This is a genomic window from Pseudoalteromonas luteoviolacea (assembly GCF_001750165.1).
Classification (GTDB): domain Bacteria; phylum Pseudomonadota; class Gammaproteobacteria; order Enterobacterales; family Alteromonadaceae; genus Pseudoalteromonas; species Pseudoalteromonas luteoviolacea_G.
In genome coordinates, this window is the sequence record NZ_CP015412.1 from 788,399 (window position 1) to 804,697 (window position 16,299).

The window sequence follows — 16,299 nt, forward strand, 5'->3', positions numbered from 1 at the left end:
GTGAATCATGTATAGCAATGAATGTTCGGAATTTGATGTCGCAATTATTGGTATGGCAGGCAGCTTTCCTAAGGCGAAAAATATTCAGCAGTATTGGCAAAACTTACGCGGTGGGGTCAACAGTACTCACTTTGCCAGTGAAGCCGAGTTGCTGGACGCGCAAGTGCCTAAAGAAGTGCTCGAAAATCCCAATTTTGTGAACGCGAGTATTCAACTGGAAAATTCAGATCAGTTTGATGCCGGATTTTTCCAAGTGTCTCCATCTGATGCAACCTTGTTAGACCCTCAGATTCGTCAGCTCTTACAAGCGAGCTGGCACACCTTAGAGGATGCAGGATACGACAGCTTTAATTATACAGGTAGTATCGGTAACTTCTGTAGTATGGGTATAGGTGACTACTTACAAACATTGCTTAACAATGATCCTGAGTTTGCAAATCAAAACCAGTTACAAACAAGGATCCTGAATGAAAAAGATTTCCTAGCGACACAGATCTCTTACAAGCTTAATCTTAAAGGCCCAGCGATGACGGTGCAAACAGCGTGCTCATCTTCGCTGTTGGCAGTTCACTTGGCTTGTCAAAGTTTGATTAGTGAAGAGTGTGATATGGCACTAGCTGGGGGCGCTCAAGTAGATGCTAATAATTCTAAAGGATATTTTTATACGCCAGGCTCGATCATGTCCCCAGATGGCTATTGCCGAGCCTTTGATAAAGATGCGCAGGGAACTGTGCAAGGTAATGGTATCGGTATGGTGCTATTAAAAAGGCTATCTGATGCTATTGAAGATGGGGATAAAATTTATGCTGTGATCAAAGGTACTGCCGCGAACAATGATGGTGCAGATAAAATGGCGTATACAGCACCTAATGTTGACTCACAGCGCGATGTTATTTTAGAGGCTTTGTCAGTGAGTGATATTGATGCAGATACCATAGGGCTCATAGAAGCTCATGGTACCGGCACACCAATTGGTGATCCTGTTGAGATGACCGCATTAACAGAGGCGTATCGTCAGTTCACGCAAAGAAATCAATATTGTGCAATTGGTTCAGTAAAAACTAATATTGGTCACCTTGATGCTGCTTCTGGGATCGCTTCATTGATTAAAGCAGCACTGTGCGTTCACCACGGTGAATACGCGCCGAGCTTAAATTATAACGAGCCAAACCCGGCACTAATGATTGAGCAATCTCCATTTTTTGTTTGCGATAAGCACGCTATGTGGGAGCCAACAGAACATCCAAGGCGAGCGGGTGTGAGTGCTTTTGGTGTGGGTGGTACTAACGTACATGTGGTGATAGAAGAAGCACCAAAAGTGGCGGTTAAAGCACCGAGTGAGAAACCATATCATTGCATTCCTGTATCGGCGAAAACACCAAAAGGTCTGGAGGAACTAAAAGCACAGCTGGCTGATCAGCTTGCAATACAAGATGATATTTCATTGGCGGATGTGGAACATACCTTAACATTTGGTCGCCATCCTTTTGAGCACAAGTTTACCGCTGTATGTCAAAATAAGGCGCAATTGATAGCTCAACTTACAGGAGAGAATATAGAGTTAAGCCAGCAATCGGCCTCAACCTCTATGCATGATCTTGTCTTTATGTTTCCGGGTCAAGGTAGCCAATATTTAAATATGGCACAGGGTTTATATCAAAATAACATTGTGTTTAAGCAGGCAATGGACACCTGTGTTGACTTATCAGGAGCGTACCTAGATAAGCCTCTGTCTGATTATATATTTGGCGAAGATGCACAGTTGCTCGGCCAGACTCAAATTACACAGTTAGCAGTTTTTGCCGTTGAATACAGCTTAGCTAAAATGTGGGAAAGTATGGGGCTTCTTCCTGATGCTGTTACTGGCCATAGCCTAGGTGAATTTACAGCCGCGTGTATTGCAGAAGTCATGACACTAGAAGATGCGGTTAAACTCATTTTTTATCGCAGTAAGTTTATGTCTGAAATGCCAACTGGCAATATGGTGTCTGTAAATGCGACTCGCGAGCAAGTTGAACAAGTGTTGTGTGATAATGTTGTTATTGCTGCTGTGAATAGCCCGCAGCATATTGTATTAGCAGCAGATGAAGCATCGATGGCAGAGCAGATCCGCGTACTGATCAGTCAATCGATGAACTACAAAGAGATTGATACGTCTCATGCATTTCATAGTCCTATGATGGAAGATATGCTCCCTGCGTTTAAAGCGCTGTTAGATCAAGTCGAATTGCAAAGCCCTACGGTGCCATTTTACTCGACTGTAACCGGTGAATTAGTTGATGATGAGTACCTGTGTTCAAGTGCGTATTGGTTGGATCAGATTAGGCAGCCTGTTTTGTTTGCAAATTCGGTTGAGGTTATTTCCGATGAATTGAATGCCCCATTCTTTTTAGAAGTGGGTCCAGGAAGTGCACTCACCTCATTTACTAAAAAAGCATTAAATAACGTACAAAATGCTTTTGCATGCCTTACTAAACATGCTCAAGGGGATGAAGAGCTTATGGCTGTGCTCATGGCCAAGTCTCGGTTGTGGCACAGAGGTATCAATTTTACTAAGCCAGATTTTTCACAGGATCAGGCCGGGAGGGTAATTAGCTTACCCAATTCAGTGTTTCAAACTCGTTCATTTTGGGTTAAAGAGTCTGAAGGAAGTGTTTCGGAGCGTTGCAACAAGCATCAAAGTTTCGATGATGTGTGTGAATTAGTCAATTCGAAAAGTGAGAATATTCGTGCGCTCAAAGTAGGTATTAGTTTGGAGTTTGAAAAGTCTGAACAGTACTCTCAAGAGGTCATAGATGCACTTGCTAAATCTCAACAAGCATTTATTGAAAAATTTGAATCATTGTTACCGCACTCTGGTGCAAAACTAGAAGGGGTGATTGAATCTCAATGGCAGCCTCGAGCAGAGCAAGCAATGGTCGTAGAGCAAGAGTTAGCAAGCGAAAATACTAATCGTATAACGGCTACGGAATACGCAGCTCCTCAATCGGAGATTGAGCGTGTACTCGCTGCGCATTGGCAATTGGTATTGGGCTATCAACCTGTCGGTGTTGATGATGATTTCTTTGATGTAGGCGGAGACTCACTTACGGCCACAACATTGATGGCAAAAGTGGTAAACGAATTTCAAATTACATTGTCTTTTGAAGACTTAGCTGAGGCAAAAACAATCGAAAAACTGGCCAAAGTTATTGAACTAAGAAAGTGGTTAAAAGAAGAAAAAGACGATGACTTGGACTGTGAAGAAGAATTAGAAGAGGTTTTTGAAATATGATAGCTATTGAGCAATTGTTGTTGCACCTTAAAAGTAATGGTATTCGAGTTACCCTCAATGATGGAAAATTACAGGTTCATGCAGGCAAGGGGAAGTTAAGTGACGAGTTAAAGCAGCAACTCAAAAGCAATAAAGAGCACCTTGTTAAGTATTTATCGAAAAATAATATTGATAGCAAAAAAGCAGTGACTGCAGTTGAAAGAAACGAACAAAGCCCTCTTTCATTTTCTCAGCAACGTTTGTGGTTCATAGATCAATTGCAAGGTGGTGCATCAGAGTACAACATGCCGATGGCCTTTGAAGTTAAAGGGCCGCTTAATCTCTCTTTGGTCTCTACTGTATTTTCGCATATTATTGAGCGTCATGAGATCCTGAGAACGGTATACGTTGAATCACAAGGTGAGACAACACAATGTATTCGTCCAATGTCAGATATAGACTTTCAAATTAATGAAATAGATTTAAAACATCTCACACGTGAGACAAAATCTGATGCGGTAGCTACCTTTGTTGAACGTGATACCTTAACGCCGTTTAATTTGGCAACAGATGTGATGCTGCGTGTTAGCTATGTGCATACTGACTTAGACTCTGGAGTGTTAATTTTTAATATGCACCATATTGCTTCAGATGGTTGGTCAATGGAAGTATTAACCAAAGAGTTCTTTGTGCTTTATGATGCATTTAGCCAAGGCAAACCAAGTCCATTACCTGCGCTTGAAATTCAGTATGCGGATTACGCTCAGTGGCAGCATACGCATTTAAAAGGTGAGGTTTTAGACAATCAATTAGATTATTGGGTTAAACAACTGGATGACGTGCCGCCATTGCATGACTTGCCTCTGAGTCATACTCGCCCTGAGATGAAAGCACATGAGGGTGCTCTCGTAAGTGGGCAGTTATCGGCAACCGTGAGTCAAAAACTTCAAGCGTTGGCAAAACAATTTCAATTAACCCCATTTATGTTGTTGCACGGCGCGCTTTCCCTATTATTAGCTAAACACAGTAATAATCCAGATGTGGTAATCGGCACGCCGATCGCAAATCGAACGCAATTAGAGTTAAAACCACTGATAGGTTTTTTTGTTAACACACTGGTTTTGAGAACAGATACTCGACATGCAACTCTTTCAGATTACTTTGCTCATATAAAACAAGTGCACTTAGGGGCTCAATCAAATCAAGATGTACCTTTTGAGCAACTAGTTGAGCGCTTAAATATTCCCAGAAGTACAATGCATACACCTTTGTTCCAGATCTTATTGACGACGAATACAGACTTTGGAATGAACACAGGTTCTAGTCACGATGTAATGGCTTTATCCGGCGTCACACTAGCTGGTTACCAATCAGAGATGGTGCAGGCAAAATTTGATTTAGATATCAACTTACAGGTTAGTCAAGATGGCATAGGTATCATTTGGACATATGACATAAGTCTGTTCGATGAAGTGGTGATAAGTAAATTGAATAATCATCTATGTAGATTGTTAACTGAGTTAAGTGACATTACTAAAGGAGAGACTTCTCCTCACACGCTGGCAATGCTATCTAAGGAAGAAGAAGGGTACTTAGTCAAGGAGCTTAATGATACAGTAAATAATAATTACCCAACCGATCTCTTCATTCATGAGTTATTTGAGCAACAGGTTTTAGAACATGCCGATGCCATTGCACTTGAATATGACGATGAGCAATTAACATATAGAGAGCTAAATACCCGTGCAAATCAATTGGCGCACTATCTTATTTCACAGGGTGTTCAAGTTGAGCAAAGCGTTGGCATATGTTTACCTCGTTCGGTTGATATGGTCATTAGTGTACTGGCTGTCTTAAAGGCAGGGGCCACGTATATCCCATTAGACCCTGATTACCCTTCAGCGCGGATCGGTCATATTTTCGAAGACACAAACTTAGGGCATCTAGTCACACACTCAAATCTGGTCTCTGGGCTACCAACTGATGGAGTTACACTTTATGAGAGTGATAAATTAAGAGATATATTGCGTGGTTACCCGACGACGAATATTACTCGTAGAGTTGGTCATAATAGATCGTCACTTGCTTATATGATATTTACATCGGGCTCTACTGGTAAGCCGAAAGGCGTAATGATTGAACACCAGGCATTAGTCAATCATATTGCCGGGATGGCTGACAAGTTGTCTGGTGCATTCAGCTGGCCGAATAAATTGTTAGCAGTGACAACCGTTGCGTTTGATATTGCCGGTCTAGAGTTATTGGGACCACTTGCTTACGGTGGTCAAGTAGTTCTGAGTACGAGCGATGAAGCGAAAGAACCGAGCAAGTTATCGTCATTACTTACGTCGAAACAAATCACATGCATGCAGGCAACGCCCGCAACATGGCAAATGCTAGTTGAAGATGGGTGGTCAGGAAGTGCTGAATTAGTGGCTTTGACGGGAGGTGAAGCGTTACCTCTTAATCTAGCACAGGCTTTATTACCTCGTGTCCATCAGCTTTGGAACTGTTATGGGCCAACTGAAGCGACCATTTGGTCTTTAGTGAATCAAGTAGATAGACAACAAGTTGAATCGGGTCAAATTGTCTTAGGCGGGCCCTTGGGCAATTATAGTCACTACGTGCTAAATGAGCATGGGCAAGTCCAACCAATCGGGTGTGTTGGTGAGTTATATATTGGAGGTATTGGACTTGCGAGGGGATATTTAAATCGAGCTGATATGACCAGCCGTGTATTTATTGAAAACCCATTTAGTGAGTTTGACGGATCACAGAAGTTGTATAAAACAGGAGACTTAGTCTGCGTACGAGACAACGGAGAAATTGAATATCATGGGCGCGTTGATCATCAAGTAAAAATTCGAGGGTTTAGAATCGAACTCGCGGACGTGGAGTCACAAATCTCAGTTGTAAAGGGGGTTGACAATGCTTTGGTCGTGGCAACGGAGCTCGCAGGCAGTCAGCAGTTAGTTGGATATGTGAAACCATGCAATGTACAAGGTGAGTCTGAAGAGGCTGAACTGCTGTATGATGTTAAACAGTGCTTATCTCGCCAGCTACCGGATTATATGGTGCCAAGTGTCTTGATGATGGTCTCTAATTGGCCACTAACACCCAATGGAAAGGTCGACAGAAAAGCTCTGCCGCAACCTGATGCTTGTGCGCTTCAAGGTGAGTATGTTGCCCCCAGTACTGCAACTGAAAAAGCCGTAGTCGAAATTTGCTCTGAGTTATTGAGCATAGAGGCTGTAAGTATCAGTACTAATGCGAACTTTTTTGAGTTAGGTGGACATTCTTTATTAAGTATTCGCTTGGTGTCGAGTATTCGCAAGCAGTTGGCGGTTGAGTTACCTGTCCAAACTGTTTTTGACGCAGCGACGTTGGCGGATTTATCTAAAGCCATTGATTGTCATCGAGGTGAGGTTGTTAAACCCCCTGTGGTTGTCATACCCAGAGAACAAGACGGCTATACCGTGTCTTTTGCTCAACAACGTTTATGGTTTATCGATCAACTACAAGGTGGCACACCTGAGTACAATATGCCGACCGTTTTTGAGGTTCAGGGGCAGTTAAACCTTTCTTTATTGACTGAGATATTTAAGCATATTATTGCCCGCCACGAAGTACTCAGAGCGGTATATGTTGAGGAACAAGGACAGGCCAAGCAACGTTTCATTCCTTCATCTGAGGTTGAGTTTGCGATTAAGGAAATTGATTTATGTCACCTCAGTGGTGAAGCACAATCTGATGCGGTTAATTCAGCGGTCGAGCAGGATATTCTGACAGCATTTGATTTAGCCCAGGACGTGATGCTGCGTGTCAGCTATATACACAAAAGTGCTGATAAGGGCGTGTTGATTTTTAATATGCATCACATCGCATCAGACGGGTGGTCTATGGAAGTGTTGACTAAAGAGTTCTTCGCTTTGTATGAAGCGTTGAGTCAAGGTCAGCCTAACCCGTTACCTGAACTTGAGATCCAATATGCAGATTATGCACATTGGCAGCATACGTATTTGTCTGGGGACGTTTTAGCGCGTCAATTGGATTATTGGACTGCGCAGTTAGACGAGGTATCGCCTGTGCATAGTTTACCACTGAGCTACCCTAGACCAGAGGTAAAAGAGCATGTTGGTGCGATTGTACGTGGTGGTTTACCGGCCAGTATCAGTCAAAAATTACAGGCATTGGCAACGCAATATCAATTAACGCCCTTTATGCTTATGCACGGTGCATTGTCTTTGATGTTGTCTAGACACAGTAATAACACAGATGTGGTCATTGGGACGCCTGTTGCGAACCGAATGCAAGATGAGTTGGCCCCGCTAATAGGCTTCTTTGTTAACTCTTTGGTGCTCAGAGCCAATACACAACATGCGACTTTATCAGAATACTTTGCACATATTAGGGAAGTGCATTTAGGCGCACAATCCAACCAAGATGTGCCATTTGAACAGCTGGTAGAGCAGCTTAATATTCCAAGAAGCACAGCGCACACACCATTATTCCAGATTATGCTGACGACGAATACGGATTATGGGTTAGGTCAAAAAGCAGTTGCTTTACCAGACGTCACACTTGCACCATATACGTCAGAGTCTGTACAAGCGAAGTTTGATTTAGATATCAATATGAGCATCAATGACGAGGGAGTCGGGATCTCATGGACTTATGATGTAAGCTTGTTTGATGAAGCGACCATTAAGCGATTTAATGATCATTTATGCAGACTGCTAACAGAGTTAAGCGAGGTGACTAACAAGCACGTTGCGCCCCATAGTTTACCAATGTTGTCACAACAAGAGACGCAGTATTTAGTGACAGAGCTCAATGACACTGCTTTGGATTATCAACAAGATAAGTGTATCCATGAGTTATTTGAACAGCAGGCAATGGATAACCCTGATGCCGTGGCAGTGGTGTTTGAGGGGTCGCAGCTGACATATGGAGAACTGAACGCAAGGGCGAATCAACTTGCTCATTACTTGGTCGAGACACAAGGTGTTAAACCAGATACCTTAGTGGGGCTATGTGTTGAGCGGTCGTTAGAGATGACTATTGGAATATTGGGTATTCTCAAAGCCGGCGGGGCTTATGTGCCATTGGACCCGAGTTATCCTAAAGAGCGCTTGGCTTATATGATAGAGGATGCCGATTTAAGTACTGTCGTTACTCATTCTATTGCTAAGGAAGCTCTAAGTGATTACAGCGGGCATATTGTTGATCTTGATGTTGATTGTGCGAATTACAGTACAGATAATTTGGCGAAGTCTGTATTAGGCCTTCACTCTGCTCATTTGGCATACATGATTTATACATCAGGTTCGACAGGAAAGCCTAAAGGGGTGATGATTGAGCATGAATCATTGGTATATTCAACAGAATGTCGATTCGAAATATACGATGATTTTTCAAGCTTTTTACTTCTTTCATCAATGTCTTTTGATAGCTCTGTTGCTGGTATTTTCTCTACACTGTGTAGTGGTGCGAAATTGTGTCTATTGAGTGCACAAAATAAAAGTAATACTTCATACATTGTTGAACAGCTACAAACTCATGCAATAAGTCATTTTCTTATGGTGCCGAGCTTGTATGATTTGATATTGAATGAAGTCGATAGCTCATTATTACCAGCATTACGAGGTGCCATTGTGGCAGGTGAAAGCTGCTCAAAAAATGTCGTGGAAAAACATTATGAAAAGTTTCCTGATCAGCAAGTCACTTTATTTAATGAGTATGGTCCGACAGAAGCAACCGTGTGGAGTACAGTTGCAGTACTTAACTGTGACGAAACTGTGAGTATAGGTCAGGGAATACCTGGTAAGTCATTGTTTGTGATGCAAAACAATACGCTAGTACCTTTTGGTGTGGTTGGTGAACTTTATATAGGTGGAACAGGGCTGGCGCGTGGTTATTTGAATTGTCCAGAATTAACCGCTGAAAAGTTTATTGAAAACCCTTATTACGACGCGCAAAAGCCTAATAGCTCGAAGCGACTGTACCAAACAGGCGACTTGGTACGTTATTTACCAAATGGTGATGTTGAGTTTATTGGGCGTGTAGATGATCAAGTCAAGATACGTGGCTATAGAGTCGAGTTAGGTGAAGTTGAAAAATATCTTATGCTTGAGACCGGCGTTGAATCTGCACTGGTGGTCACCAAGGAGCTAGCTGGAAGCCAACAGCTAGTTGGATATGTAAAATCATGTGATGCGTTAGATGGGGCTATTCATGCTGAGTTCCTATCAGGTATCAAAACTAGTTTATCAGAGAAAGCCCCTGATTATATGGTGCCAAGTGTCTTGATGATGGTCTCTGAATGGCCACTAACACCCAATGGAAAGGTCGACAGAAAAGCTCTGCCGCAACCTGATGCTTGTGCGCTTCAAGGTGAGTATGTTGCCCCCAGTACTGCAACTGAAAAAGCCGTAGTCGAAATTTGCTCTGAGTTATTGAGCATAGAGGCTGTAAGTATCAGTACTAATGCGAACTTTTTTGAGTTAGGTGGACATTCTTTATTAAGTATTCGCTTGGTGTCGAGTATTCGCAAGCAGTTGGCGGTTGAGTTACCTGTCCAAACTGTTTTTGACGCAGCGACGTTGGCGGATTTATCTAAAGCCATTGATTGTCATCGAGGTGAGGTTGTTAAACCCCCTGTGGTTGTCATACCCAGAGAACAAGACGGCTATACCGTGTCTTTTGCTCAACAACGTTTATGGTTTATCGATCAACTACAAGGTGGCACACCTGAGTACAATATGCCGACCGTTTTTGAGGTTCAGGGGCAGTTAAACCTTTCTTTATTGACTGAGATATTTAAGCATATTATTGCCCGCCACGAAGTACTCAGAGCGGTATATGTTGAGGAACAAGGACAGGCCAAGCAACGTTTCATTCCTTCATCTGAGGTTGAGTTTGCGATTAAGGAAATTGATTTATGTCACCTCAGTGGTGAAGCACAATCTGATGCGGTTAATTCAGCGGTCGAGCAGGATATTCTGACAGCATTTGATTTAGCCCAGGACGTGATGCTGCGTGTCAGCTATATACACAAAAGTGCTGATAAGGGCGTGTTGATTTTTAATATGCATCACATCGCATCAGACGGGTGGTCTATGGAAGTGTTGACTAAAGAGTTCTTCGCTTTGTATGAAGCGTTGAGTCAAGGTCAGCCTAACCCGTTACCTGAACTTGAGATCCAATATGCAGATTATGCACATTGGCAGCATACGTATTTGTCTGGGGACGTTTTAGCGCGTCAATTGGATTATTGGACTGCGCAGTTAGACGAGGTATCGCCTGTGCATAGTTTACCACTGAGCTACCCTAGACCAGAGGTAAAAGAGCATGTTGGTGCGATTGTACGTGGTGGTTTACCGGCCAGTATCAGTCAAAAATTACAGGCATTGGCAACGCAATATCAATTAACGCCCTTTATGCTTATGCACGGTGCATTGTCTTTGATGTTGTCTAGACACAGTAATAACACAGATGTGGTCATTGGGACGCCTGTTGCGAACCGAATGCAAGATGAGTTGGCCCCGCTAATAGGCTTCTTTGTTAACTCTTTGGTGCTCAGAGCCAATACACAACATGCGACTTTATCAGAATACTTTGCACATATTAGGGAAGTGCATTTAGGCGCACAATCCAACCAAGATGTGCCATTTGAACAGCTGGTAGAGCAGCTTAATATTCCAAGAAGCACAGCGCACACACCATTATTCCAGATTATGCTGACGACGAATACGGATTATGGGTTAGGTCAAAAAGCAGTTGCTTTACCAGACGTCACACTTGCACCATATACGTCAGAGTCTGTACAAGCGAAGTTTGATTTAGATATCAATATGAGCATCAATGACGAGGGAGTCGGGATCTCATGGACTTATGATGTAAGCTTGTTTGATGAAGCGACCATTAAGCGATTTAATGATCATTTATGCAGACTGCTAACAGAGTTAAGCGAGGTGACTAACAAGCACGTTGCGCCCCATAGTTTACCAATGTTGTCACAACAAGAGACGCAGTATTTAGTGACAGAGCTCAATGACACTGCTGTGGATTATCAACAAGATAAGTGTATCCATGAGTTATTTGAACAGCAGGCAATGGATAACCCTGATGCCGTGGCAGTGGTGTTTGAGGGGTCGCAGCTGACATATGGAGAACTGAACGCAAGGGCGAATCAACTTGCTCATTACTTGGTCGAGACACAAGGTGTTAAACCAGATACCTTAGTGGGGCTATGTGTTGAGCGGTCGTTAGAGATGACTATTGGAATATTGGGTATTCTCAAAGCCGGTGGGGCTTATGTGCCATTGGACCCGAATTATCCTAAAGAGCGCTTGGCTTATATGATAGAGGATGCCGATTTAAGTACTATCATCAGCCATTCTTGCGCAAGCAAAGTGCTGAACCAATATTCCGGTCATGTTATCGATCTGGATGATACCAATATTTTCAGTAACTATTGTGCTGATAATTTAAATAAGAAATCGCTTGGTCTACGTACTACTCATTTGGCGTATATCATCTATACATCAGGGTCGACAGGAAAGCCCAAGGGTGTTATGATTGAGCATGGTAGCATTTTTGCACTATTGTCAGAAATGTCCGGCTGGTTCAAAAATGCGCACTGTGTTGGTTGGTGTGCAAATTATGTGTTTGATGCCTCATTACAAGGGGTGGTGTTTTTATTGTCTGGACGCCAAGTCGTAATCGTACCAGATGAAATTAAAACACAGCCAATTAAGTTAAAAGAGTACATTGAATCCTACAATATTGAATTGCTTGATTGCACTCCGAGCTTACTGCAGTTCTGGTTAGAAGAGTGGGGTGATTTCAAGCCGCCTCATCTACTTATCGGTGGAGAAGCAATATCACAAGAATTGTGGCAAACAGTGGGCGCTTTAGAAAGTGAGGGGATTGAAGCTAAAAATGTATATGGACCGACGGAGTGTACAGTTAACGCAACATATGGAGATATATCTGATACTCAAGTCCATATAGGACAGCCGCTGCCGTATTGCCAAGCTTATATTTTAAATACTGATAATGGGTCTACTTTGTTACCTTATGGCTCGGTAGGTGAGTTATATATTGGTGGTGACGGTTTAGCTAGAGGGTATTTGAATTTACCTGAGCTGACAGCAGAAAGGTTTGTTGACAATCCATATTTTGATGAGCAAAGACCGAATAGTTCATCACGATTATATCGTACAGGAGATTTAGTACGCTATTTACCTAATGGTAAATTGGAGTTTATTGGCCGAGCCGATGACCAGGTTAAAATACGAGGCTACAGGGTTGAATTGGGTGAAGTGGAATCACAGCTCTCAGCACTTGAGCATGTAGATTCTGCTTTGGCCATTGCCAAAGAATTTGCAGGTCATCAGCAGCTAGTTGGGTATGTGAAAAGGAGTATCGAGCAAAGCGAAGTCACTGATGAGCAGTTTTCATCAGAGTTGAAAAACAATTTAATGCATCAGTTACCGGAACATATGATCCCGAGTATATTGATTGTGGTTACTGAGTGGCCACTAACACCTAATGGTAAAATAGATAAGAAGGCCTTACCTCAGCCAGATGGAAGTGTGCTGCAAGGTGCTTATGAAGCACCGGAGACAGACACTGAAAAGGCCTTGGTTGAGATCTGGTCAGAGTTACTGGATATTGAAGCGGACAAAGTTAGTACATCGGCAAACTTTTTTGAAATTGGTGGAAATTCTCTGTCTAGTGTTCGTTTGGCATCGAAAATAAGTGAACGCTTTTGTGTCAGTTTGCCGCTTCAAGACATATTTAAGAATAATAAAATTAAGAGCCTTGCGTGTGAAATAGATGCACTGACTTCATTTAATGTGGATGTTGAACAGGAAGGTGATGATAGTTATGAGGATTTTCTATTATGAAAATGAATAGATTACTAAGTGAATTGCAGTCTAATGGAGTTAAAGTTTCAAACGTTAATGGTAAATTAAACTTAAAAGTACCTAAAGATTTGGACCCCAAATTAAAAAGCAAATTAGTAGAGCACAAAAATGAGTTTAAATTATTTTTAGAATCAATTTACGTTAAAGATTCAATAAAGCCATTTGCAAGAGTTGGTAATTCTTTTGATGCATCATTTTCTCAACAGCGGCTATGGTTTGTTGATCAGCTTCAAGGTGGTTCACCCGAATACAACATGCCTACAGTATTTAAAGTGGAAGGTCATTTAGACCTTACACTTCTAAATGATGTGTTTGCTCACATTATTGAACGCCATGAGGTATTGAGAACAGTTTATGAAGACGTGAAAGGTGAGCCAAAACAGCGCATTCTTCCAATGTCAGAGGTGGCCTTTAAGATCCATGAAAAAAATCTAACAGATCTCACGTGTGAGACAAAATCAGAAGCGGTTAATACGTTCGTTGAAACTGATCTATTGGAGCCATTTAATTTGGCCCAAGATGTGATGTTACGTGTGAGCTATATTCATACAGAAACTGATGCTGGTGTGTTGATTTTTAATATGCATCATATCGCATCTGATGGATGGTCTATGGAAGTCCTTACCAAAGAGTTTTTTGCTTTATATGAAGCTTTTAGTTCAGGCCAGCCAAGTCCACTGCCAGAGTTGGAAATCCAATATGTAGATTATGCGCACTGGCAGCGTAATCATATCACTGGTGAGGTGTTAGATACTCAGTTAGATTATTGGGCTATGCAACTAGATGAACTACCTCCTGTGCACAGTTTACCATTGGTTTCTTCACGTCCAGAGGTGAAGAAGCATGTTGGGGCTGGTGTACATGGTAGTTTACCCGCAGCGGTTGGGCAAAAATTACAGGCGTTGGCTAAGCAGCACCAATTAACGCCATTTATGCTCTTACATGGTGCATTATCTTTATTATTATCAAGGCATAGTAATAGCTCTGACGTGGTGATCGGTACGCCAGTTGCGAATCGTTTGCAAGACGAGTTGTCTCCGTTAATAGGCTTTTTTGTCAATACACTCGTGCTACGAGCTGATACTGAGCATGAAACGTTGTCAGAATACTTTTCTCATATCAAAGACGTACACTTAGGGGCACAGGCAAATCAAAATGTCCCTTTTGAGCAACTTGTTGAAAGATTAAATGTACCACGTAGCACTGCTTATACACCTTTGTTCCAGATCTTATTATCAACGAGCACTGATTATGGGGTGACTAACGACCCAGCTCCGGTTGCCATGTCTGATGTGACACTTTTACCTTATGAATCCGACAAGATACAAGCTAAGTTTGATTTAGATATTAATATGAGTATCAGTGATGAAGGAGTTGGAGTTTTCTGGAAGTATGATGTGAGCTTATTTGATGAAGCTTATGTTCAGTGCTTAAATGTACATTTATGCCAATTATTAACTGAGCTCAGTGAAGTTACGCATAGTGATATTCCGCCGCATAGCTTGGGGATGCTATCACAAAAAGAAGCCCATCATTTGGTAGTGGAACTTAATGATAGAGTGATGGAGTATTCAAATGAGTCTTGTATTCATGAGCTGTTTGAGCAGCAAGCGCAGCAGAGTCCAGATAATATCGCTGTGGTATTCGAAGCTGAGCAGTTAACTTACGGCGAGCTTAATGCCAGAGCAAATCAATTAGCCCATTACTTAGTCCAGCAGCAAGATGTAAAACCTGACACGTTAGTCGGGTTGTGTGTTGAACGTTCAGTGGAAATGCTAATTGGCATATTGGGTATTCTAAAAGCGGGAGGGGCCTATGTGCCATTGGACCCTAAGTATCCTAGTGATCGTTTAGCCTATATGATTGAAGACGCCAAGCTAGACACCATCGTTAGTAATGAACTGGCACAACATGCATTAGAAACCTATTCTGGTTATCTCATCGATATTAATGATGAAACGATTATCAAGAATTACAGTACAGAAAACCTTGATAAAGCGTCATTGGGTCTCACTTCCTCTCACCTTGCATATGTTATTTATACTTCTGGCTCAACAGGCAAACCAAAAGGGGTGATGATCGAGCGAAAAAGTTTACTTGACTATATGATGACCAACAGTGATGGCTACTTCTCGTCCAGCCTGACCGGATCGTTGGTTATTTCATCATTGAGCTTTGATTTAACCCTTCCTAGTATTTATTTACCGCTATTACATGGAAAGAGTGTTGAACTCATTAACAATGAGGGGGTGATAGGTGATTGCATCGAGAAACTAACAGCAAATGATAAAGCAAAGTTAATCAGACTGACCCCCTCGCATTTGAAGATTATAGTGGAGCAACTAGGAGTATCTAAAGTGCAAGGTGCTCATACATTAGTTATTGGTGGTGAAGCACTTGATCCCAGTTTGGTAAACGATTTTTATGATTTATTTCCACACAGTGAGCTGATCAATCACTATGGTCCCTCTGAGTCGACTATCGGATGTAGTTTTCACAAGCTCAACAAGAAGAAATATACAACAGACGAGTCAATACCGATTGGACAGAGCATGATGAATACTGAGTTGTATATACTCAATGCGCATCAAGGGCTAGCCCCCAAAGGAGGAGGTGGAGAGTTATATGTTGGTGGTAATGGGCTCGCCAGAGGGTATTTAAACCGGCCAGAATTAACCAAAGAACGTTTCATTGATAATCCCTTTTATGATGAATGCAAACCGAATAGCTCGAAAAAACTATACCGAACAGGTGACTTAGTACGTTATTTTCCAGACGGAAGTTTAGAGTTTATTGGCCGTGTCGATGATCAAGTGAAAATACGTGGTTTTAGGATAGAGATCGGTGAGGTAGAAGCCCAGCTTTTGAAGCTAGAAGGTGTTGAGTCTGCACTCTTAATGGCTAAAGAGTTAACAGGCAGCCAACAGCTGATCGGTTATGTAAAATCGAAAGTTAAGCTTGATGATTCTGCCCATGCCTCTTATGTGTCAGAATTAAAGTCAGGGTTATTAAATCAACTACCAGAGTACATGGTGCCAAGTATACTGGTTGTTGTAAATGAATGGCCGTTGACACCAAATGGTAAAGTAGACAGAAAAGCGTTGCCAGAAC

General features: G+C 42.1%; 3 protein-coding genes (1 of these 3 running past the window's edge). All 3 read left to right on the plus strand.

Annotated elements, in window-relative coordinates:
* The first annotated feature begins 7 nt into the window (after positions 1-7).
* Tightly spaced (each overlapping or abutting the next), the 3 genes in view from S4054249_RS23755 to S4054249_RS23765 form a layout consistent with a single transcriptional unit that may run on beyond the window.
* Complete coding sequence (locus tag S4054249_RS23755) at positions 8-3,274, plus strand: type I polyketide synthase (RefSeq protein WP_052961131.1); 3,267 nt, start codon at positions 8-10, stop codon at positions 3,272-3,274.
* Entirely contained in the window at positions 3,271-13,167 is a 9,897-nt protein-coding gene (locus tag S4054249_RS23760; protein ID WP_069949107.1) for a non-ribosomal peptide synthetase, read from the plus strand. Before S4054249_RS23755 ends, S4054249_RS23760 begins: the two co-directional genes overlap by 4 nt.
* Positions 13,164-16,299, plus strand: the start of a protein-coding gene (locus S4054249_RS23765) for a non-ribosomal peptide synthetase (protein WP_069949108.1). The gene runs 3,662 nt beyond the window's last position; the window shows 3,136 of its 6,798 coding nt (coding positions 1-3,136); it begins with the start codon at positions 13,164-13,166; its stop codon lies off the right edge, out of view. Before S4054249_RS23760 ends, S4054249_RS23765 begins: the two co-directional genes overlap by 4 nt.

Coding starts and splice junctions, on each gene's coding strand:
- S4054249_RS23760 (WP_069949107.1), top strand. CDS start 3,271: ATGATAGCTATTGAGCAATTGTTGTTGCACCTTAAAAGTAATGGTATT.
- S4054249_RS23755 (WP_052961131.1), top strand. CDS start 8: ATGTATAGCAATGAATGTTCGGAATTTGATGTCGCAATTATTGGTATG.